At 52.5% G+C, this 22,549-nt stretch carries 20 protein-coding genes; 10 read left to right on the top strand and 10 right to left on the bottom strand.

Annotation, left to right across the window (positions count from 1 at the left end):
* Positions 1–89: 89 nt before the first annotated feature.
* The gene (locus JNJ77_19445) at positions 90–614 is read right to left on the bottom strand and encodes a DUF1579 family protein (GenBank protein MBL8824770.1); all 525 of its coding nucleotides are present in this window, start codon (positions 612–614) and stop codon (positions 90–92) included.
* A gap of 175 nt (positions 615–789) precedes the next feature.
* On the opposite strand from JNJ77_19445, the gene cmk reads away from it, so the two are divergent.
* The 3 genes from cmk (at position 790) to JNJ77_19460 (ending at position 3,444) form a co-directional block, all read left to right on the top strand.
* Complete coding sequence (gene cmk / locus JNJ77_19450; GenBank protein MBL8824771.1) at positions 790–1,470, top strand: (d)CMP kinase; 681 nt, start codon at positions 790–792, stop codon at positions 1,468–1,470.
* Positions 1,467–2,135 carry a 1-acyl-sn-glycerol-3-phosphate acyltransferase gene (locus tag JNJ77_19455; GenBank protein ID MBL8824772.1) on the top strand — a complete coding sequence of 223 codons (669 nt, stop codon included), beginning with the start codon at positions 1,467–1,469 and terminating at the stop codon, positions 2,133–2,135. Before cmk ends, JNJ77_19455 begins: the two co-directional genes overlap by 4 nt.
* A gap of 76 nt (positions 2,136–2,211) precedes the next feature.
* Positions 2,212–3,444 (top strand): PQQ-like beta-propeller repeat protein, encoded by a 1,233-nt coding sequence (locus tag JNJ77_19460; protein ID MBL8824773.1) that lies wholly within the window; start codon positions 2,212–2,214, stop codon positions 3,442–3,444.
* A 787-nt stretch (positions 3,445–4,231) separates the two neighbouring features.
* Here JNJ77_19460 and JNJ77_19465 read toward each other — a convergent pair.
* Both JNJ77_19465 and JNJ77_19470 read right to left on the bottom strand, forming a co-directional pair.
* The gene (locus JNJ77_19465) at positions 4,232–4,831 is read right to left on the bottom strand and encodes an NYN domain-containing protein (GenBank protein ID MBL8824774.1); all 600 of its coding nucleotides are present in this window, start codon (positions 4,829–4,831) and stop codon (positions 4,232–4,234) included.
* Positions 4,832–4,835: 4 nt separating this feature from the next.
* Complete coding sequence (locus JNJ77_19470) at positions 4,836–5,576, bottom strand: hypothetical protein (protein ID MBL8824775.1); 741 nt, start codon at positions 5,574–5,576, stop codon at positions 4,836–4,838.
* Between the two features lie 210 nt (positions 5,577–5,786).
* Between JNJ77_19470 and JNJ77_19475 the strand changes: the two genes are divergently transcribed.
* The gene (locus JNJ77_19475; protein ID MBL8824776.1) at positions 5,787–6,116 is read left to right on the top strand and encodes a hypothetical protein; all 330 of its coding nucleotides are present in this window, start codon (positions 5,787–5,789) and stop codon (positions 6,114–6,116) included.
* A 63-nt stretch (positions 6,117–6,179) separates the two neighbouring features.
* Here the strand turns inward: JNJ77_19475 and JNJ77_19480 are convergent, their stop codons facing one another.
* From JNJ77_19480 to JNJ77_19490, 3 genes are all read right to left on the bottom strand, one after another.
* Positions 6,180–7,037, bottom strand: coding sequence for a sugar phosphate isomerase/epimerase (locus JNJ77_19480; protein ID MBL8824777.1), 858 nt, complete (start codon positions 7,035–7,037; stop codon positions 6,180–6,182).
* Positions 7,038–7,540: 503 nt separating this feature from the next.
* Positions 7,541–7,945, bottom strand: coding sequence for a type II toxin-antitoxin system VapC family toxin (locus JNJ77_19485; protein ID MBL8824778.1), 405 nt, complete (start codon positions 7,943–7,945; stop codon positions 7,541–7,543).
* Positions 7,945–8,235: a hypothetical protein gene (locus JNJ77_19490; protein MBL8824779.1), complete on the bottom strand. Its 291-nt coding sequence runs from the start codon at positions 8,233–8,235 to the stop codon at positions 7,945–7,947. The genes JNJ77_19485 and JNJ77_19490 overlap by 1 nt, the downstream gene beginning before the upstream one ends.
* A gap of 57 nt (positions 8,236–8,292) precedes the next feature.
* Here JNJ77_19490 and recJ point away from each other — a divergent pair, with 57 nt between their 5' ends.
* A complete protein-coding gene (gene recJ / locus JNJ77_19495) occupies positions 8,293–10,047 on the top strand; it encodes a single-stranded-DNA-specific exonuclease RecJ (protein ID MBL8824780.1) in 1,755 nt (584 codons plus the stop codon).
* 70 nt (positions 10,048–10,117) lie between these two features.
* Here recJ and JNJ77_19500 read toward each other — a convergent pair whose 3' ends face one another.
* Entirely contained in the window at positions 10,118–11,407 is a 1,290-nt protein-coding gene (locus JNJ77_19500) for a hypothetical protein (protein MBL8824781.1), read from the bottom strand.
* A gap of 142 nt (positions 11,408–11,549) precedes the next feature.
* Positions 11,550–12,239 (bottom strand): hypothetical protein, encoded by a 690-nt coding sequence (locus tag JNJ77_19505; protein MBL8824782.1) that lies wholly within the window; start codon positions 12,237–12,239, stop codon positions 11,550–11,552.
* 80 nt (positions 12,240–12,319) lie between these two features.
* On the opposite strand from JNJ77_19505, the gene ileS reads away from it, so the two are divergent.
* Entirely contained in the window at positions 12,320–15,910 is a 3,591-nt protein-coding gene (gene ileS / locus JNJ77_19510; protein ID MBL8824783.1) for an isoleucine--tRNA ligase, read from the top strand.
* Between the two features lie 98 nt (positions 15,911–16,008).
* Here ileS and JNJ77_19515 read toward each other — a convergent pair whose 3' ends face one another.
* Positions 16,009–17,151, bottom strand: a complete 1,143-nt coding sequence (locus JNJ77_19515) for a beta-lactamase family protein (GenBank protein MBL8824784.1) — start codon at positions 17,149–17,151, stop codon at positions 16,009–16,011.
* 78 nt (positions 17,152–17,229) lie between these two features.
* Between JNJ77_19515 and JNJ77_19520 the strand changes: the two genes are divergently transcribed.
* Entirely contained in the window at positions 17,230–18,123 is an 894-nt protein-coding gene (locus JNJ77_19520; GenBank protein MBL8824785.1) for an alpha/beta hydrolase, read from the top strand.
* A 108-nt stretch (positions 18,124–18,231) separates the two neighbouring features.
* On the opposite strand, the gene JNJ77_19525 is transcribed toward JNJ77_19520, so the two are convergent.
* Positions 18,232–19,584: a Gfo/Idh/MocA family oxidoreductase gene (locus tag JNJ77_19525; GenBank protein MBL8824786.1), complete on the bottom strand. Its 1,353-nt coding sequence runs from the start codon at positions 19,582–19,584 to the stop codon at positions 18,232–18,234.
* A gap of 72 nt (positions 19,585–19,656) precedes the next feature.
* On the opposite strand from JNJ77_19525, the gene JNJ77_19530 reads away from it, so the two are divergent.
* The 3 genes from JNJ77_19530 to JNJ77_19540 all read left to right on the top strand — a co-directional run bounded on the left by JNJ77_19530 (position 19,657) and on the right by JNJ77_19540 (position 22,548).
* Positions 19,657–20,481 carry an arylamine N-acetyltransferase gene (locus JNJ77_19530; GenBank protein ID MBL8824787.1) on the top strand — a complete coding sequence of 275 codons (825 nt, stop codon included), beginning with the start codon at positions 19,657–19,659 and terminating at the stop codon, positions 20,479–20,481.
* A gap of 2 nt (positions 20,482–20,483) precedes the next feature.
* Complete coding sequence (locus tag JNJ77_19535; protein MBL8824788.1) at positions 20,484–21,071, top strand: DUF4416 family protein; 588 nt, start codon at positions 20,484–20,486, stop codon at positions 21,069–21,071.
* A 91-nt stretch (positions 21,072–21,162) separates the two neighbouring features.
* Entirely contained in the window at positions 21,163–22,548 is a 1,386-nt protein-coding gene (locus JNJ77_19540; protein MBL8824789.1) for a Na+ dependent nucleoside transporter domain protein, read from the top strand.
* Position 22,549: the final 1 nt, after the last annotated feature.

The following is a 22,549-nucleotide window of genomic DNA, read 5'->3' on the forward strand; positions in this document are numbered from 1 at the left end:
AATTCGTGACAATGTTCAAGCAAACAGGGTCGAGATGGAGTACCATCGCGACCCTGTCTCAACTATTCAGCATTTACTTAAGCTGAAAATTACTTGCGTCGCTTGTAGCTGATCTCAAAGTTCACTTCCATCTTACCAGCTTTTTCTTCATACATGGTGAATGCCATTTCATCGTCATTCTTCCATGTCACGATTTCCTTAACTTTGCATGGCTTGCCTTCCATGTTGGTGCTCATGCCTTCGGTGGTCAGTGTCTTGCCAGATGCGTCCATGGTGCCTTCAAGCATGGTCAGCGTGGGGGACATGCTGTCGACCCAGGTCATGACATATTTTTTCTTATTGGGATCCCAACCGCAGGTATCGCGGCCATAGAATTTCATGCCACCAAAATCACCTTCAAACTTGCCCATCACCCAGAATTCGCCCAGCATTTCATAGCTGTGGCTGCATTTCATCTCCATGCCCATCATCTTCATGGTGCAATCCCAGTTGCCTACCAGTTTCTTGAGATACGCATGTTCAGTACTAGGCTTGGGCATTTCGGGTGGCTGGGCTGCAACAACGCCAGCCATCGCCAGAACCAGCAGACACGAAGCTACTATACGACAACACATACCAACACTCCTTGAAATGAGAAAAGACTTGGCAAAGCAACTCTATGCATGCCCCCTACTGGGTGGCTAGTGAACACGGATTTTTACCGATTTTTCATACATCCTCCACGCGATTAGCCCATGGATGACATCCAGATATCCTGCCCTAATCTGCTCAGGCTGCTAACATGATGCTATGATCATCACGATTGATGGTACGAGTGCCTCTGGGAAGACGACTGCAGCCCGCGAGTTGGCAAACCGGCTGGGCTTTGCTTTGTTGCGCACCGGAGCGATGTACCGTGCCTTGGCCTATGCCGCTCATCACGCCGGGCTGAAAGAGCAGGCTACCTGTGAGGATTTTGCCCCACATTTGAAAGACTGGCAGATTGATGCCGATGACCAGTATGTTTACCTCAATCAGAACGATGTCAGCCAGGTAATTGAAGGCAACCTGATGTCGCACCTGAGCAGCACCTGGGCGGAACTCCCTGCGGTTCGCAAGCATATCAATGCAGCAATCCACAAACGGGCTGAATGTTACCTGGCAGAGGGACGTAGTTTTGTCGCGGAAGGCCGTGATCAGGGATCCTTTGTTTTCCCCAATGCTGAATTAAAGTTCTATATTGATGCCGATGTCAACGAAAGAGCAAAGCGACGGCTACTCGATTTGCACCATCGCGAGGACAGGAGCAAGACCCAGGAACAACTGGCTCAGGAATTGCACCGCCGGGATCTGCGTGATAAAAGCCGGTCGTTTGCACCACTGGTGGTTCCTCAAGATGCAATCATCATCGACAGCACGCATATTTCCAAGCAACAGGTGATTGATCAGCTTTACCAGGCTGTGCAACAGTATCGGGAGAAGGCTGGATGAAACCGCTCTCCTTTTCCCGTCGGGCCTGGCAGCAATTCGGCTTCTGGCTTTTCGGCATGATCTTTTTGATCTTTAATTCGTTTCGCCGCTTTGGCATGCAGCGCGTTCCCTGGAAAGGACCGCTCCTGATCATATCCAACCATGAAAGCGTCTGGGATCCGCCTCTGGTGGGAATTACCGTGAGTCGCCCCATTTCGTACATGGCACGCAAGACACTGTTTAAAAACTGGTTTCTGGGTGGGTTCATTACCAGGCAAGGTGGATTCCCTGTGGATCTCGAAGGCATTGGCCTCGATGGCATCAAGGAAACTCTGAAACGATTTCAGGATGGTGAAGCAGTCCTCGTCTTTCCTGAAGGCACGCGAAGCACCACCGGCGAGATGCGAGAGTTCATGAAAGGCATCGTGCTGCTGGTACGGAAGGCGAAAGTGCCTGTACTTCCCTTTGGTCTTGCAGGTGCATTCCATGCCTGGCCGCCGAAAACGTTGAAGCCAAGCTGGTCCCCATTATGGTCGTCAGCTACCAAAGCCAGCTTGTGTGGCTACGCCGGGGAAATCATTCCGCCTGAGAAACTGCTGGCTATGAAGCCTGATGAAATGCTCGCCTATCTCCATGAGCAGGTTGCAGAAGCTCGCAGGCAGGCCTATATGCGCAAGCGAAAATAAGTCGAGCTACTGAATGGGTACTCACCCATCCCATAAGATATCGAGCATGTTCAAGGTACGGAGGCTCGCGATCACCATGAAACAGACACTTCTGACAATTAGTTTACTAGCAGTCTTATCCCTCTCTTCACTTCACGGTGACGACTGGCCCGCTTTCCGTGGCATTCATCGCGATGGCAAATCAGCAGAGAAGGGACTGCTCACGCAATGGCCTGAAAAAGGCCCGGCGCTGCTCTGGAAAGCAACTGGGTTTGGTTCCGCTATGGCAGGTCCAGCCATCAAAGGTGACCGCATGTTCTGCATGGGGCAAACCGATGATGGACAATTCACCTACTGCCATTCGCTGAAAGATGGTAAACAACTCTGGTCACGCAAAAACGGGGCGATCTACAAGAATGGCATGGGCGACGGGCCGCGCTGCACCCCCACGCTTGATGGCGAGTTGCTCTACGTTCTTGGAGCCAATGGCGATCTTCAATGCCTGAACCAGGAGAATGGCGAAGAACTTTGGAAGCTCAACATTCTCGAAGAGTTTGGCGGCGAGAACATTGTCTGGGGCATCAGTGAATCACCCCTGGTGATTGATAACAAAGTGATCGTCATGCCCGGCGGAACCGGTGGCACGTTGGTGGCACTCGATAAATCCAACGGACGGGTAATCTGGCGGTCGCGTGATCCAAACCATAATGGTGCTGAACAAGCCGGATATGCTTCTGCACAAGTCATCACTGTAGGCAACATGCAACAGGTTGTCACCTTCACCAGTAAAGGTGCGGTGGGTGTTCAACTGAACGATGGTAAATTCCTCTGGCGGTTCGACAAGATGGCCAACAGCACTGCCAACTGCTCGATGCCGGTCTTTTTCATTGGAAAGATTCTTTACAGTTCCGACTATGGCACCGGTTGCGCGCTCATCGATTTGAAGCCCGACGGTTCAGCGGAGGAAGTTTATTTCAACAAGAACTTCAAGAATCATCATGGCGGCTATGTTCTGGTTGATGAACACGTTTACGGTTTCGACAGCAACGTGCTGGTCTGTATGGAATGGAAGACCGGCAAGATTCTCTGGAAAGACCGCAGCGTGGGCAAAGGCTCTGTCACCTATGCTGATGGCATGCTCTATGTATTGAGCGAAAACGGCACGATGGGCCTGGTAAAAGCCGTACCAACGGGTTATCAGGAAGTGAGTCGTTTCAAGATGCAGGAACTGAGTGGCAAACCAACCTGGGTCTATCCGGTAGTCGCCGCGGGCAAACTGTACCTGCGCGATCAGGATAAAATCTGGTGTTTTGATGTGAAGGCGAAGTAGTTCATCTCGAACCGAATAGAGTCCAAGCAGAATAATTCCAGGTGAACACCGTTCTCGCAGCGTGTTTCTCTTGGCGATCCTTGGCGATCCTTGGCGACTTGGCGACTTGGCGGTTCATAATTTTTACCGCCATGACGCCAAGAAGCGCCAAGAGATTCAGATAGAGCCATTGGAACAATTCATAATTAATTCGGTTTGAGTTGCGGAATCTGTGCCACGCTCCGGCGGTACTCCGTTTGGGTGTGGTTGCGAGGAACCATGTGGCAACTCTTTTTTAAAAGTGTTGCCACAAGCGAAAGCAGCACACCTCGACGTGAGTACCCGTCGAAGTGTGGCACGATCACCGAATGATAGATTCTTAATATCCTCGCATTCTCGGACTAAACTTATTACCTTGTGATTCACCTAAGTAAAGCTTATTCCAATTGATTAACACGACAAAACCGAGAACTACCAATCCCAAAAAGAGTGGAATGAACATCAGGCTCATTCCTGCTTCCACAGAATCCGCAGGGGAAATCACACAGAAAACAACACCAACGAAGGCTGACAAAGTAAAAGCTATACCACATACATAGCCAAGCAACTTAACCCATGGCTGTCTTGACCATCAATAGATACCCAGCACCAGTAGCCATCCCAATGCAGCAAAAATAGAGAGCACGATCGCAAATAAAGTGCTTCGCTCCCAGGCAGCGAACGACCATATGGTCACAACGATACCAACCAGGCCATGAAACCCGAGCATGAGTCCCATTCTTTGTTGTCGATCCATTTTTCTCACGGATCATCCCTTCGGCTTCATCCGATGCTTCGTTCTCGGATCATCATCCAGTTCATCATCTTTCAGGTGCATGCCCTTCGTCCACGATTCTTCCGGAAAGCTGGTGGCATCTGCCAGCTCTTTATCAATGCCTGCAAAGGCTTTCATCCAGCGGGCTTGTTCCTCGGGGTTCACGGTAGGCGTTGATGTTGTTGATGGCGAAGGTGATTTCTGTCTTTCCAGCCAGTCGATGAACTGATCAGCCTTGATAGAGGTCGCCCGCTTGCGGGTAGTCGCTTCCACCAGGCGATGATCCGAGGAAATAACTGTCAATTGTTTCGGCACATGGCACTGCGTGATGAGCCAGGCAATCAGGTCATCAGCTTCTTCCCGCCGTTTGGTGAAACGCACTTCAATGCCACGATAGACCCCATCACCTGGAGTGCGTGGAGGCGACTTGGCGGCATCAAACACCACGGAGCAGAATTTCGCTTTATCTCCCAGTCCATCAGCGAGCATTTCGAGCAGTTGCTGCCTGGCACGTTGCAAATCGCCTTCCCTTACCGGCGTTGGCACCATGCCCAGGCTGAACAGTACGTTGTAGCCATCAATCAGGGTTCGCATGAATTTATCCCAGCAACGGCACCAGCTTGGGCACCGGTACCATCACGCCGTGCACGCTGCCATGCCTTTCGTGCAGTTCCTCGAAGCTGCTACGAAGAAAGCCGGTCAACGAGGCGTCATGGTGAACCTGTAGATACTTCTCCACATAGCCTTGCATGTGCGCATCGTATTTTTTCTTGCTGTGCGAATGCTGGTAGTATCGTCCTTCATGCCGACGCAGATCGCCATTGAACTCGGGTGAGATATGGAACAGCTCATGGAATATGGTGATCAGTTTCTCTTCGTAAGGCAGGTCTTGAAAGCGAGGCAGGCAGAAGGAAAGCAGATAGAGCATCTCGACGTTGTTCACATAATACTGCTGAACTTGGTAAACCCAGCTTCGCCGTTTTTGCGTCAATTGCCCATGTTTGAACCGCATGGGAGTAACCTTGGCCTGTAAGCCGGTATGTCTTCTTGTTTTGGCTCGCGTAATAGTCACCAGCACTCTGCTCAAATCGATATGCTTCAAATCAGGCGTGTGCTCGATAATATGCTGGCACAGACGAGTCATGTGGCCAGTGAAATCAAATGGTACTTGCGATAGCCCCATCATGGTAGGCGTTGGTAATGGCCGGGATGGCTCCACCCGCCGCATCGGCAATGAACGCCGCCCCGGCTCAGCATGCCATTGGTACACCAAGGGATGTTGACGAACGGTATGACGGGCCGCCGTGGTTTGTGGCAGCAGCTTCCTGATACGCTTCATCCAGGCCCCCAGACTCATATCTCTCTTTCCCAAACTACCAGGTCGTCTCATCATAGCAGACTTTTTCCATGATACGACCCATCCAGCTGACAGAATCGCTAAATTCGTTGAAGCCTCGCTTCTGTACCATCCGATACAAAGGAGGACTCAATATAAGTCTGGCTGCTCTTGATACAGCCGGGTTGCAGAACAATTTGAGGGGGATCAGGGATGACAAGTTTGACACGAGCCATGATGGCCCTGGGCTTGGTTGGCACGCTGCTGGGTGGCAGTGTTGGCTGTCAGACCTGGGTTGGTGGCATGACCTTGCCTTCCCCTGACTATCTCAAAGACAAGCCTGATTACATTCAGCCTGCTCCGCTGTACAAACACAGCAAGGAACTGGCTTCGATGCAGAAGTCGATGGCGGAAGCCAATCCAGACATGTATCGCTATCCGGTACGCAATGTACAGCCAGTGGTGACACCTCCGCTGCCTGCTAATCCTGGCATGATGCCGAATGTGCCTGTAGCGCCACCGCTGAATCCGCCACAGCAATAATACAATTCGACTGAAACATCACAACCCTGGCATTTACCAGGGTTGTATGTGTTTAAGCGTACCCTACATAACATCCTCCAAGACTTCCTGCAACACCCTGATGCCGTGTTCTACATCGCGAATGGCTTGAGCCTGATCGCTGACACAGCGTTCGATGCAAAGCGGGCCGGTGTAACCGATTTCCTTGAGCGTCTTGACAAAAGCCTTCATACCGACAGTACCTTCGCCTAATGGCATTTCGGTGCCCCAGTCGCCTGGCTTCGTCGGCCTGATAGCATCTTTCACATGCACACTCTGCACCAGGTGACCAATCTTTTTCAATGCAGGCAACGGCTCATCCTTATCGTAAAGCAGCAGATTGGCAGGGTCGAAATTGATCCGCACATTAGGTCGCTGCAGATCAGCGGCAAACGCCAGCAGTTGATCGCTACTTTCTTGCCCCGTTTCCAAAGCACAGATAATACCCCGTTCCTGAGCCAAGTCCGCCGCCTTGCGAAGTGTTGCCAGGAAGGGCTGATAGTCAGCATCGGTTTTCTCGGGAACAAAACCGGCATGGAACATCATATCGGTCAGTCCCAGCTTTTTCGTACGATCGAGCGCCCAGGCAAACCGATCCAAGCGTTCCTGACGCAGATGCTTGGGCCCAAAACCACCCGTGGCATGAATGGTCTGCGGCGTGGTGTAATCTTCACCGGGGAAGCCGAGCATGGTACACGACATCTGAAACCCTGCAGCCAGTGCTGCTTCAGGCATCTTGTCCCCTTCATCCCATGCAGCATGAAACGGATCGCCACAAGCAATCTGGATGACGTTGACCTTGAGTTGGTTACAAAGCTGACGGAGTTCCTTAACGCTTTTGACGTTCAAAGCCCAGGAACAAACGCCGATAGCAAGGGGGTCGATAGAGTTACTAAGGTGCATTTGAATCCAATCAGTAATAGTTGGTTTAGGAGGACTCGGGCGAACGACTTCGTGGGCATAGTCTCGATACTCCGGATGGTTTTCTATGAGTTTTTCTGCGTTTGCTAAGCCAGCAGAGGTCAACCGACAGGAAGTAAAGTCGGGATGAGCAGGAATGACATTTTTGTCATCAGGATCTCCCCAATTACCGTGCCCTTCGAACAGGACTATTCCGGAAGTCTTTGGGATATGGTCAACGCCACCATATTTGAATCGCGTCATGAGTCGAAGCGTATTGAATAGCTTGTCAAAGGTTGGATCACTAACTTTCTGATGCGACCTTGTGAATACAGCAGAAGCTTCTTCTTTCGAGAGGCCACTGAATCGAAGTGCCAGCCACAGGATCCTGTTGGTACCAACGATTGAAAGATCTCTGTCTGGGCCTAATTGCCCGACTGCTGCTGCCATCAATAACAGCTTTTGGTCTTCGCTAAGCAGGACATCAGCCATTCGGCATCACCTGGTTATGTGAACCAATTTTCAACCTGCAAGCCTGGTATGACTTGAAAGTCGGAATCAGTCGTTACTAAAGTATAAGGGGACAATGCAATAACTGAAGCTGCGATCATTACATCAACGGAACCAATCAATCGTCCTTGTCGTTTCAGAGATGCAGTGATGCGTCCATACTGATAGGCACAAGCTTCATCGAACGGCCAAAGATAGAGAGATTTCATGGCTTGCTTCAAAAGCACCATATTGCGATCACGAGTCTGGCTGTTTTCGATGCCTGCTGAAAGCTCCGCAAGTACGGTAACAGAAATGCCGACACGAGAACCTTGTCGATTAACATCATCTGATCGTATCTTGATTTGTTTGTTGCCCTGTAAATATGCTTGGGCAGTATTGGTATCAAGCAAATACTTCATTAATCCCACCCTTTACTGATTTTATCTAATCGAGCAATTGCCTGCTCCTTATCACGCTTCCTCATTTCGTTAATATGGTTCTGAATTTCCTGGTGTGCCGCTTGATCAAACACTTGGGAAAAATACTCATCCCTTGCTTTCAGAGTTTGTTCAATTTCCTCCTTTGACATCAAATCATCATAGTTCGTAGAACTTACCTGACTTGATTCGACATTTGAGCCCTCCGGCCAATCACTTGGTGCAATGAACTCTACACGACCTTGACGTACCTTGGATATGACTTTGCTCATGGCATCACCTCTCTTTAACCCTCGTCATCCATTCTACCACGTCCTACAACACTATCCATGCACATTCCCAAGCGATGGACGCTGCTGCCTTACAACCAACAGATGACGGATCATCTGGCCAAGGCACTCAACATCCCCTCTGCCCTGGCACAACTTCTCATTAACCGTGGCGTAGCGCAACCCGCCGACGCCCAGATTTTCCTTAACGCCAAACTGTCAGGGCTTCACGACCCTGCCTTGCTGCCGGGTATTTGTGATGCTGCAGAGCGTATCCACCATACTGCTCAGAACAAAAAACGCATCTGCATTTACGGCGACTATGATGTCGATGGCATCACCGCGTCCACCATTCTCTGGCGATGCCTGCAAATGGCCGGTGCAGACGTCGATTACTATGTCCCTGATCGGCTCGAAGAAGGCTACGGCCTGAACAGCGAGGCATTGCGTAAACTCAAAGACCAGAACATCCAGACCGTGGTGACCGTTGACTGCGGCATCACCAGCGTTGAACAGGCTCAGGTTGCACGTGAACTCGGCATGGAACTGATCATTACCGACCATCATGAGATGAAAGATGAACTGCCCGATGCCACGGTGCTGGTGCATCCCCGACTGCCTGGTTCAACATATCCTTTTCCCCACTTGTGCGGTGCAGGTGTAGCCTTCAAGCTCGCCTGGGCCATTGCCCAGAAGTTCAGCCAGGCACAAAAAGTCAGTGACCATTTCAAGAACTACCTGGTGGAGTGTGTCGCCCTGGTAGCGCTGGGCACCGTGGCTGATGTAGTTCCTCTGATTGGCGAAAACCGTATATTTGTCACGCAGGGCTTGAAAGGACTGCAATCGGCACCCAGCATTGGGCTGAAAGCATTGCTACAGGCGGCGGAACTCGGCGAAAAGGAACTCAACGCTGGACACATCGGTTTCACCCTGGCTCCTCGGCTCAATGCTGCTGGCCGATTAGGACAAGCCAGGCTCGCTATTGAACTGCTGGCAACCGCCAATCAGACTCGTGCGGTTGACCTCGCCCGCTACCTTAACGAGCAAAACGAAAAACGCCAGACTGTTGAACGACGTATTGCGTCGCAGGCCAAGGAAATGGTGGAAGCATCAACGGAGCTAAGCGATGCTCCAGCCCTGGTGCTCTGCAGCGATGAGTGGCACCCCGGTGTCATTGGCATTGTCGCCAGCCGACTGGTGGAAAAGTATGCCCGGCCGGTGTTGATCATCTCCACGCAGGAAGGCGTTGGCTCAGGATCAGGCCGCAGCATTGATGGGTTCCCGCTCCATGAAGCATTGGCGGAATGCTCCCAGCATTTGATCAGCCATGGTGGCCACGCTGCTGCCGCCGGGTTCAAAGTCGCCAAGGAACAGATTGAGACATTGCGCGAAGCCTTTGTGCAATGTGCCGCCCGCAAACTCAATGGCAAAACGCTTCAACACACTTTGAAGCTGGATGCGGAAATTCCTCTCTCTGCCCTTTCGCACGGGTTGATGAAGGGGATCAACGCCCTGGAGCCACATGGCTCAGGCAACCGCCGACCACTGTTCCTTGCTAGTGAATTGCAACTGATCGATGAACCTCGCAAAGTGGGCAAAGGCGAACATCATCTCTCGTTTAAGGTTAAGCAAGGCAACGGCAAGACCGCCAAGGCCATTGCCTGGGGCATGGCTGACCGTCTGGAAGAACTGAAGTCGGGCGGGGGAAAATGCTGCCTGGCTTTCACGCCCAAAACCAACGAATGGAACGGCTACACCAACATCGACATGGAAGTAGTCGATTTCCAACCCGGCCCCATTGCCAAACTGGACTAACCTTCGCTATATTCCCTCTCCCCTGGAGGGAGAGGGGTTTGGGTGAGGGGGTGCTTTGTGTTAGACGTTCTTACTTCTGCTTCTGCCACTGATCAAGAACTTCATCGAAATCGATGTCGTTAAAATCAACTTCATCGTGACCGATCTGCAATGTGTATCGCTTCAACTTTTCTCTCATCGGCTTGAGTTGTTCCTTGGCTGCACGCAACTCGGTTTGCAGTTGTTTGATTTTCTCATCAGCCTTGGCCTTCGCTTCACCCTTCAGATCCTTGGAATCAAATCTCGCCTTTCCGATGGCCATCTGCTTGGGCATCACCGTGTTCATCATCTTGGCGACATATTCCTCTTGAAGCTGATTTCGATCATACACCGGCAAGAAAATAGCACCTGCTGCGACCAGCCAGGCCAGCACATAGACCAGAAGGAAGACTGACGTGGTGAGCAAACCCGGAGGCGGCACCAGCACCCGGTGATGCAGTTCCCGCATGTGGGCTGCCAGCATTTTGGGATCAGCTTTCATGCCACCTAGCACGTCGTAAGTCGCTGCAAAGAGCATGCGCAGGTGCAGAGGCTGCAGTTCCTTCACCGTCATGGGCAGTGCAATGCCTGTCTGCCTGAGCTTGGAAACCATCAGTCCACGACGGAAGATGAGCGGCGTACCAATGAGCATGAAAAATGACAGTACGCCCAGGTAAATGCTTTGCTGCCAATAGGCGAGCGCAGCAACGATACCAGCCGATACCAGTTGTGCGAACGCTTCTACCCAGGCATTGCGGCTGAATATCAGAATCGAAAAGAATCGGCCTCCATCAAGAAAGCCGAGTGGCAGCAGGTTAAATGCGTTGATGCTTACCAGCATGACGATGACATAAAATCCCCAACTGGGAATATCGTCGCGAACCACCAGGTATCCTGCGAGTGCCAGCAACAGCCCGGGGATCGGCCCCATGAGTGCCACGAATGCCTGCTGCCAGGCTGGCGCTGCATGTTTATTGCCCGTGACTGCTGCACCGAAGAAAGGAATGAAGAACATGCGGACATCGGTGTAGCCAAACCAGCGCATCGCCACCGCATGGCCCAGTTCGTGAAAGAAGATCACGCCTACCAGCACGCCAATCTGCATGGCATTCAGGTTGCCCTGTTCGATAAAGATAATTGCCGCTACGCTGATGAAGAGCAGCAGCCACCAGTTATTCTTGGCTCGCGGGTCATCGGTGAGCAGCAAATCCGCCCGCGCCTGCTGGTACTTCTCCTCCTTGGCCGGATCATCAAAGGGAAAATCTTCCAGAGGCAAGTCGTGCAGTGGCAACTCGACAGGATTATCGTTCTGGTGCAATGGCGTATCAGGCGAAAAGGACACAGCAGGTTTCCATGATTCGAAATCAGTCAGGAAAGGATATCATCCTTTGCAGGAATGTGCGAGGGTGATGGAGGAAATCGGGGGAGATCACTAAAAGCCTGGGCGGAATTGGTTTACCTCGCCTGATCCAATTCAGGAATTCTCAATGAATTGCAAGGGGTCTTCTATACCACCAATAGTTATCGATGGATTTAACAGGTCTATTCTTCCTGTATTTACGCAACACCTTCGCAAACGCTGAATCGTCGCCACATTTATCCAGATCGCACTGCAGAGTATGTTGAGGGCCGAAACATCTCAGCTCGGAACAACTAAAGCAGACCAACGCCTGATACACCTCACCTTCCACTCGCCATTCAATGCAATAATCAGGATGAAACCCACCACAAGCTTTGGCTGCAATAGTTACGCTACCATCCGGATTACTGGCTCTCCCGCCCATGCTGATATATGCGCCATCAGAATTGAGCGACTTGCCATCGCAAAATAACTCTTTCAGTTTGATCCCATCTTCGACACTCAAAGGAAGCAAGTCGGCATAGAAGGGAAAGCCATGTAGCGTGACTGTTTTCTTGTTCTTAAGTTCCGAGGCAAGGTGTGCCTGTTCGAAAAACTGATGAGGTAAACCTTCATAGAGTTTGACCTCTTTAGCCAACTTGATTCTCTGTGCCAACAGTGCATGATTGTTGAAATCGATTGAGGCCTCGGTGCGGGAATCAGTATGAACAAAATGGTAAATCAGAATTACCAGCAGTATCAGGGCTACGAGATATGCAATCTGTGCCGCTCGACGCGCAATACTTACTTTGGCAGGGATCGTATTAGTCTCCATCTCGCCTCTCCACCCAGTCAATCAAATCGTACACTATTCAGTTCATAGCAGCAATGATCAAGCACGTTCTGAGGCTCAATATGCCCTTCGCTAAAGTCGAAACCTCAATCAACTTCGCCGCTCAGGAAAACGAGATCCTGGCCTTTTGGGACAAGATGCGGGCGTTTGAGAAGTTGCAAGAACTTAGGGCCAATGGGCCTCGCTGGTCGTTTCTGGATGGGCCGATCACGGCGAATAACCCGATGGGGGTGCATCATGCCTGGGGGCGGACGTACAAGGATGCGTTCCAGCGGTATCAGTCGATGCTGGGCAAGCATCTGCGGTACCAGAACGGCTTCGATTGCCAGGGGCTGTGGGTGGAAGTGGAGGTGGAGAAAGAGAAGAAGCTAGGCTCCAAGCGTGACATCGAGAACCTGGTGCCTGGCGATCCGTTTGCGAGCATTGATCTGTTCGTGACTGAGTGCAAGAACCGGGTGGACACCTTTGCGAAGAAGCAGACCGAGCAGTCGATCCGGCTAGGCTACTGGATGGATTGGGATCGCGAGGAGGATTGGCAGAAGAAGCCTGACGACCGTCGCAGCTACTTCACGATGGCGGAACGGAACAACTATGCCATCTGGGGGTTTCTGAAGAAGTGCCATGATCGCAAGCTGGTCTATCACAGCTACGATGCGATGCCCTGGTGTCCACGGTGTGGCGTGGGGCTGTCGCAGATGGAGATGGCAGAGGGGTACAAGAACGTTGCACACAATGCGGTGTTTGTGAAGTTTCCACTGCGTGGTAAGCCCGGCGAGAACCTACTCGTCTGGACCACCACTCCGTGGACGCTCTCTTCTAATGTGGGGGCAGCGGTCAATCCCAAGCTCACCTATCTGAAGGTGAAGCACAAGGACGAGATACTCTACATCGCCAAGGGGGCGCTCACAACGGCTCGGCGGGAGGAAGACTTCAAGCGCGGTGAATGGGTGGATGGTGTACCCAAGCTGCGGCCTATCGCACAGCACCTGAAAGAGAAGGGTGGTTACGAAGTCGTCGGCGAGGTGCTGGGCGAGCAGATGCTCGGCTGGCAGTACGATGGTCCGTACGATCATCTGCCTGCTCAGGATCATCCGTTTGGCTACCCCGAAGAAGTGGCCCGGGTGGCAGAGAAATTGAAATGGTGCCCGAAGGTATCGAGCAAGGCTGTCCACAAGGTCATCCCCTGGGAAGATGTAGGCGAGACCGAAGGTACCGGCATCGTGCACATCGCTCCCGGTTGCGGTAAGGAAGACTTCGGGCTCGGGAAGATTCACGGCTTGCCACCCATCGCTCCACTTGGCGAAGATGGCATCTACTTTGAAGGCTTCGGGCCACTCACGGGCAAGGCTGCGTATGAACCCAGCACTGCCGACTGGGTGCTGGAGGATCTGAAGACTCGCAACCTGCTGGTCTCGTTTGAACGCTATCCACACAGCTACCCCCATTGCTGGCGCTGCAAGACGGAGCTGCTGTTCCGCCTCGTCGATGAATGGTTCATCTCGATGAGCTGGCGTAACGAGATCATGGATGTCGTCAACCGTGCCACGTTCCTGCCGGAGCAGATCAACGGCAAAGCCCGCGAGCTGGATTGGCTCAAGAACATGGGCGATTGGATGATCAGCAAGAAACGCTACTGGGGCCTGGCGCTGCCCATCTGGGTGGATGAAGCGACGGGCGAGTTTGAGGTCATCGGCAGCAAGGAAGAGCTCAAGGAACGGGCAGTGGAAGGGTGGAAGGACTTCGAAGGCCATACGCCCCACCGGCCGTGGATCGACAAGATCAAAATCAAGAGCAAGACCACCGGCAACCTGATGTCGCGTATCGGCGATGTTGGTAACCCCTGGCTCGATGCTGGCATCGTGCCGTTCTCGACGATGTACTATGCCGAGAACAAGTCTGAGTGGCAGAAGTGGTTCCCTGCGGATTTCATCACCGAGTGCTTCCCGGGCCAGTTCAAGAACTGGTTCTATGCCCTCTTGGCCATGAGTACGATGCTGGAGAATCAGCCACCGTTCAAGGTGCTGCTGGGGCATGGGCTGGTGCGCGATGAGAAGGGCGAGGAGATGCACAAGTCGGCTGGCAACTCCATTCCTTTCGAAGGTGCTGCTGGCGATGGTTACTCGATTGCTTTCCGTGATCTGAAGCCAAACGAATCGCCTGAGACAGCGATGAAGACGCCATTGCCTTCGTCAGCACTGGGCTGGGAGATTGGTGAAGTGGTTCATCAGGGGAAGAAGACGCAGGCCCTCAAAGCCAAGTATCCGCCGATGGGTGCGGACGTTATGCGCTGGTTGTACTGTCGCACCAACCCGGCCAGCAACATCAACTTCGGCCCCGGCCCTGCTGATGAAGTGCGCAGCAAGGTGGTGATGAAGCTGTGGAACACGTATGCGTTCTTCGTCAACTACGCACGGCTCGATGGGTTTGACCCGTCAACACCTCAGGTACCCATTGCGGAACGAAGCGATCTCGACCGCTGGATTCTCTCGGATTTGCAGCTATTGATCCAGCAGGCCCACAAGGCATTCGAGGAGTACAACCTGCCCGGCTTCGTTCTGGCAGCGGAGCAGTTCATTGATGACAAGCTGAGCAACTGGTATGTGCGTAGAAGCCGTCGTCGCTTCTGGCGAGGCAAGAGTGCGGGGGATATGGATAAGCTCTCCGCGTACCAGACTCTCTATACGGTTCTGGTGACGCTGACGAAGCTGATGGCTCCCATCGTGCCGTTCTTTACGGAGGCGATGTATCAGAATCTGGTTCTGTCTCCCCTCTCCCCTGGAGGGAGAGGGGCCGGGGGTGAGGGGGCTGCAGAGAGTGTACACCACTGCAACTACCCACAGCCTGACAGTACGTTGATGGACGAAACGCTCTCTAAAGAGATGGATGCGCTATTGCGTATTGTGTCTCTCGGTAGCGCAGCCCGTAACACGGCCAAGATCAAGGTACGCCAACCACTGGCGGAACTGAAGGTGCAGCCTGCGGATGAAGCGGATGCATCAGCAGTGAAGCGGTTTGCGGAGCAGATCAAGGAAGAATTGAATGTGAAGAGAGTGAGTTTACACGGTAGTTTTGACAATACAGAAAAGCTGCACCTACCAGAGGGTGAAGGTATCTTGCTTACCATGCGGATTAAGGCAAACCTAAAGTCATTAGGACCCAAAGCTGGAGCAAAACTTCAAGAGGCAAAGATAATAATCGAATCAGGATCGGCTGAGTTGTTTGCTGTGGCCAGTGGTGGCTTGGATAGTCACACTCTGACCATAGACGGACTTCAACTCATTGTCACGAAAGATGACATGAGTCTTACAATGATCGGCGCAGAAGGTTGGGTCGGGGTCGTTGACAAACTCACAATGCTCGCCATCGATACCCGTCTGACCAAGGAGTTGAAGGAAGAAGGCCTGGCCCGTGAAGTGATCCGCCAGGTGCAGGACCTTCGCAAGAAGTCGGACCTGCAGATGGAGGATCGCATTGCATTGGTGTTGCAGTCAGCAGCACCAGAGCTGAACGAAGCCATCGCAACGTTCAAGGATTACATCGCCAGCGAAACGCTGACGAAGGAATGGCCCGCTATGCTGCCTGCTGATGCGTTCACGACGGAGGTGAAAGCTGAGGGGATGGGACTAACGATATCGCTGAAGAAGATGAATTAATTAAATTCCAAGAGCGGCGCAGCGTTAGCTCGCCGGTGTGGACTTGCTGCGATTGCGAGTTGAACCGGCGGACTGACGTCGCGCCGCTTTTGGAATACTCATTTCAAAACACCCGCCAACTCCACTGCCCATTGCGTCAGCCGCGGCTTCACCTTCTGAAACTCACTCGTATTAACCTGCACGGCCACGCAAATCTTGCTCTCCGGCCAGTGCATCATTTCGGTCATGTAGCCAGGGAAGAAGCCGCTGTGGCCGTAGGTTTTGCCGTGCGGAGTGGGTCGCAGAATGACACCCAGGCCATACTGAGCATCTCGGCCTAGCATGGGGGCTTTCACACCTTGGAGCATGATCGGCAACATCGAAGCATCAAACGCTTTCCCTTCGTACATCAACTTGCCCCACATTGCGAGGTCGGCCGTGGTCGAAGCCATCCCGCCGCCGGTCCATTCGAACTGGGGGTTAACGATCATTGAGCCATCGGCGTTCAGCATCAGTTCTTTGCCGCCGAATGGATTCTGTGGGCCAGCGTAGCCTTGGGCCAGGCCGGGGATGGTGAGGCGGTTGGTAGACATCGTTTGTTTCAGGCCAAGTGGTTCGAGCAGTCGAGTCTTGATCAGGTCTTCGATGCTCTTGCCAGTCATTTCTTCAATGATGAGCCCTAGCACGATATAGTTGGTGTCGCTGTAATCCCAGCCTTTGCCCGCTTCAAACTTAGGCTTCTTGCCGAAGACATACTCGAGACGTTCGGCAGGTTTCCACTCTTTCGTTGGTGACTTCGTTAAGTCAGCAATGAACTTCGGATCTAGTTCATACCGCATGATGCCACTGGTGTGGTTCATCAGCATGCGAACGGTGATGTCGCTGGCATTAGGCAGTTTAGAGTACCATTGCTGATGGCAGAGATAGGTATGCACCTTCTCATCCAGATTCAGCTTCTTCTCATGAATGAGTTGCAAAGCGATGGCTGCAACATAAGTCTTGCCTACGCTGCCTTGAATCTGCAAGGTGTCAGCGGCCATCTTCTTCTTAGCTTCCTTGTCAGCCCAGCCTGCCGTTACACTGATCACTTTGCCATCAGGCATGGCTACTGCTGCCGAAACTCCGGGGATGCTGCTTTGCTTGAACAGCGCATCGAGCTTGGCCTGTAGCTTCTGCTCGATTCGTTCAGCCTGGGCAAAGAGCAGGCTCGGAACAAGCAGGAAAACAACCATCAGTACCAGTCGCGTGTAGTTCAAAAACATGATGCATTATTCCAGGTCGTGGTTGGTCAGAGATTATGCTATATTCCCATGATGACTTAGCATAAGGTTCACGCAAAAATGTGGTGGCCTCTCCTCATCATTCCTGCATTATTTGTTCTGGGTTACTATCGTGACCGTCGTCGGATTGGCGTTGCCAAAGCCCGACGCAGCCTGATCCTGCACTTTGCGTGTCTGGCCGTGCTCTACTGCCTGACGATTATCGCGCTGGTTTTGCTGGAAGATAAACTGCTGTTTCAGCCCATCAGTTTTGAGGAGCTGCACATTGCCACACCTGAGTTGAACTACGAAGAGGTAACTATCCCTTGCCCCACCGGCAACCAGTTGCGTGGCTGGTGGTGCACTCAGGAAGAGGCTGAGTGGACTATACTCTATTGCCACGGTACCGGTGGCAACCTGACGCTGCACACGATGATTGTTCCCATTCTGCAGAAGAGCAGCAAGGTCAATGTGCTGGCCTTCGGTTACCCCGGCTACAGCGGCAGCACCGGCACACCGACGGAAACTGGCTGTTACGATTCTGCTGATGCTGCCTACGACTGGCTGCTCACTGTCAAGAAAATCAAGCCCGAACGATTGATGATCTTCGGGCAATCGCTCGGCGGAGGCGTCGCCTGCAACCTGGCTGTGAAAAAACCTCACGCCGGCTTGATCCTGCTCAGCACCTTCACCACCCTGCCCGACCGTGCCCAGGAGTTTCTACCCATCTTTCCTGTGAAATGGTTCATGAAGAACCAGTTCGACAACCGCAGCAAACTCTCACACTACACCGGCCCACTCCTGATCGCGCACGGCGATAATGACGATGTGGTGCCCTTCCATCATGGTGAAGAGTTGTTCGCCTGCTCCGTCAGCCCACGTAAGGAGTTCTGCCACATTCCCGGCGGCACGCATGTGGTGTTCAATCAGGAGTTCTTCCGAAGGGTGGCGGGGATGATGACGACATTGCCTTAGAAGGCTCGCACCATGGGTGCCATGGTTTCGACGTACCCGTCGTAACCATGTTGGGCCAAGGCATCGAAAGCACGAGTACATGCAAACGATGGCACCCACCAAGCAACTCTACGCATACTTCTTCGCCGGGTGCTCCCAGGGTTCACGGTATGCTCCCTGCAACATGCTCTGAGCCTGCTCGTCACCGACAATCTTTCCGCTGGCAGCATCCCACTTCAGTTCGCGGCCCAGTTTCATGCTCATATTCGCCAGGATGCAGGCCAGCGTGCTCTGGTGGCCTTGTTCAATATCTGCGACAGGCTTCTCGCGAGTTTGAATACACTGCAGAAAGTTCTTCCAGTGGCCTCGATTGCCCAAGGCGACCGGATCAGGGCCTGTCTTTGGATAATGATCCGTATCGCTGACTATTGTGCTAGCTTCTTCGGAAGAGATGCCGCCGGCCATCGACTCGACTTCATAGCGTTCCAGATTCAGCCGCATGGTGCCTTTATCACCAAAGAACGTGGCAGCCCAGGGATACTTCTCGTTTGCCGGCCGTCCCCATGAGCGGTAATCCCAAGTCACCTGTACATCGCCATAATCGAAGATGGCTGATTGCGTATCGGCAATGTTAGCTCGCGATTTTTTCTCCACAAAGATGCCGCCAGTCGATGCTACTCGCTTCGGCTGCTTCAGATCGAGAATGTACCGGGCAGTATCCAGCCAATGCACACACATGTCACCACAGATGCCGTTGCCGTATTCCCAGTAACTTCTCCAGGCACGCGGATGGATTTCAGGATGATACTTCACCAACGGGGCCGGGCCGCTCCAGAAATCAAAATCAAAACCTTCAGGCGGCGGACAATCGGGTGCGGTGGTGCGTGACCGCATATGGTAGTAACAGCACGTTTCAACACGGGTGACTGTGCCCAGCTTGCCTTCGCGAATGAACTCCAGTGCCTGCACGACATGAGGGGTACTTCGCCGCTGCGTTCCCACCTGCACCACGCGGTTCAGCTTGCGGGCCGCTGTCAGCATCGCTTTCCCTTCCGCAATATCCTTGGAAATCGGCTTCTCAACGTAGACATCCGCACCGGCTTCCATTGCTGCAATCGCCAGCAACGGGTGCCAGTGATCGGGCGAGCCGACAATCACAATGTCGTACTTGTCATCAGCCAGGCACTTGCGGAAATCGCCATACTTCCGGGGTTCCTTCTGTCCTTTCTCGACAACCTGCTTCACCGCACCGTCCAGTTGTTTCTGATCCACATCACACAGCGCAGCTACCTGAATCTCCGGGGCCACCTCGAGCATACGTCGGCAATTGACCATGCCGAACCAGCCCGTGCCCAGCACCGCTGCCTTCAGGGGTTTGCCCGATGCCGACAGTCCAAGACGTGTACCGGCACGCAGAGGATTGAAACTGCCCAGGGTAATGGCAGATGCTGCAGATGCTTGAAGAAAGATTCGTCGGTTCATGGCTGTGACTTTCTTGGGAAACTGTTACCGTCTGGAGTATAACGACTTCTCCACCAATTGCGACAACTGAGTATGCCTGATTTTGTGAAACAGTCCGAGGCTCATTCCCAGGAGCTGCTGCAGCATTTCCTGAAGCATCAGGGCATCAATCCAACACAATCGCCGCGTGAACTGCTCTCCCAGATCACTACCAGCTTCGCATGCCTGCCTTACGAAAACCTCTCCAAGATAGTGCGGGACGATCAAACCAGCAATTTCGAAGAAGCCCGCCGGTTGCCAAAGGAGGTGCTGCAGGATTTCTATCAACTGGGTGCGGGCGGCACCTGCTACTCCCTCACCTGGACACTGTTGCAACTGATTCGTGCCCTCGACTACCAAGCGGAACCCATCCTAGCCGATCGCCGATATGGTCCCAATACCCACACTGCACTCATCGTCTGGATCAACGGCATTCGGCATCTGATTGACCCAGGTTATCTTCTTGTTGAACCCATTCCAATTCCGCGTGACGTAATTATCCACATACCCACCAGCTTCAACGAAGTGGAACTGATTCCCGACAAGACACATAATCGCATGGAGTTAAAAACACTTCAACATAGCCAGTCAACTTATCGGCTCACCTATAAAACTGATCCTGTAGATACACATCAATTCCTGGCTGCCTGGGATCAGTCTTTTCAGTTTGACATGATGAAGTACCCGGTACTGTCAAAGATAATCGATGATAAGCAAATGTATCTGCAGAAGAATCATCTGCTCATCAGAACGAAAGGCGAGTCGCAGAGACAGGAGATCGAGCCGGGCAAGATGCCTGAAACCATCACCACTATCTTCGGCATTCATCCATCACTAGTGGTTGATGCTCTAAACCTATTGCATCGGAAAGAGGCGTAACGATGGCCCAGCCTCAGCCTGCACCACTGGTGAAGTACATCATTGCGGTGCTCTATTCCAGCGAGAGCGCACTGCAGAATGTGTTGCCTCTTTTGGAGCAGCAGTGGGGTAGTATTGATTATCAGAGTAAGCCTTACCCTTTTGATCAGACAGATTACTACCAACAGGAAATGGGAGACAATCTGCAGCGCGAGTTGATTGCGTTTGATAAGTTGCTCTCGCCGGAAGAACTGGTTGTGGCGAAACTGTGGTGTAATGAGTTGGAAGCCAGCCTGTCTGTCTCCCCTCTCCCCTCAGCGGGAGAGGGGGTGGGGGTGAGGGGGTTGCAACCCAAGCGCACCATCAACCTTGACATCGGCTATCTCGATCACAACAAAATCGTCCTCGCCAGTGTCAAAGGCCTGGGACAGAAGATTTATTTATCGCAAGGCATCTATGCCGACCTGGTCGCCCGCTATGGCCATGGCCGGTATCAACCCTTTGAATGGACGTTTCCCGATTTCAAAACGGGACGGTATGACGCCGATCTGGCACAACTCAGGCAAATCTATCTCAATCAAATGAAGGCTCGCCGCAGTCAATCTGAGTAAGCTGTTGTTTTTCTCACTTTTGAATTGCTACCGGATATTTCGCAACACATAATGCACGGTCTTGATTATTTCATTTGAGCGAAAGTAATCCATGTCTGCAGTTTCAAAATCAGGCACCCCGTGGAGTTGGCGGCTTGGACTCTGGCTGATCGTAGCTATCCTTGCTGTGCTCGCCAACTGGCTCAGCCCGACATTGGGATATCGTGGCCAGGCCATCTTGGGATTCTTCGCACTATTACTGCTCGCCGCATCATTCTCCACTAATCTGCGTGCAGTAAACATGAAAACTATCATCTGGGGATTGCTGCTGCAGTTCACGCTGGCAATTCTGGTGATCTATTCCACACATGTGCAAGCATTTTTTCAGGTAGTCGGATCAGGCATCACCAAGCTGATCGAATGCTCCGATAAAGGTGCTGAATTTGTATTTGGAGTACTGGCACAACCGAAAGAAATGGACAAAGTTTTTGGAAAGAACAACGGCTTTGTCTTCGCCTTCCGCGCGCTTCCACCGATCATTTTCGTCTCGGCGTTTTTCAGCCTACTCTATTACCTGGGGGTTCTGCAATTACTGGTGCGTATCATGGCACGCATCATGATGTATCTGATGGGAACCAGCGGCGCAGAAACACTCTCAGTGGCGGCCAACGTCTTCATGGGGCAAACCGAGGCGCCTTTGATTGTCAAGCCATTTGTCCCTCACATGACCCGCTCCGAACTGTTGGCTCTGATGGCTTCCGGCATGGCACACATCTCCGGCGGTATGATGGCTGTCTACATCAGCTACGGTGCCGATCCTGTTGCCATCTTGTGTACCTGCATCATGGCATGTCCTTGCAGTCTCTACCTGACCAAGCTCATAATGCCCGAGCTTGAAAAACCAGCGACATTGGGATCTGCCAAGATCGAAGTACCTTCGCAACATGTCAATGCTGTCGATGCTATTGCTGCGGGAGTGAAGGATGGTTTATACCTGGCGCTGAACGTAGCAGCCATGCTGATTGGCTTTATCGCCTTTATCGCGATGTTTGATGCACTGCTTAGCAGCATCAAGCCGATGTTCCTGGCGATGAACCTGCCGAAAGAGTGGTTTACCAGTTGGCCTGATACGCTGCGTCTGCAGGATATTTTCGGATTTCTTTTTGCCCCCATAGCAGTCTTGATCGGCGTCGCCCCGGAGGAAGCCAACCAGGTGGGCACGCTGCTGGGAATCAAACTCGCTGCCAACGAGCATGTAGCATACCTCACATTAAAAAATGGAGCAGAGTTCCAGGAATTATCCAAGCGATCAAAAGAGCTGGCAGTCTACGCCCTCACTGGCTTTGCCAACTTTGCTTCCATTGGCATTCAACTCGGTGGCATCGGCGCACTGGCTCCAGAACGGCGTACTGACTTGGCCAAGTTGGGAATGAAAGCACTCTTTGTTGGCTTCATCGCCACCCTGATCAATGCCTGCGTGGCAGGAATGTTGAAGTAGC

It is taken from the genome of Planctomycetia bacterium (genome assembly GCA_016795155.1).
In the GTDB taxonomy this organism is placed as follows: domain Bacteria; phylum Planctomycetota; class Planctomycetia; order Gemmatales; family HRBIN36; genus JAEUIE01.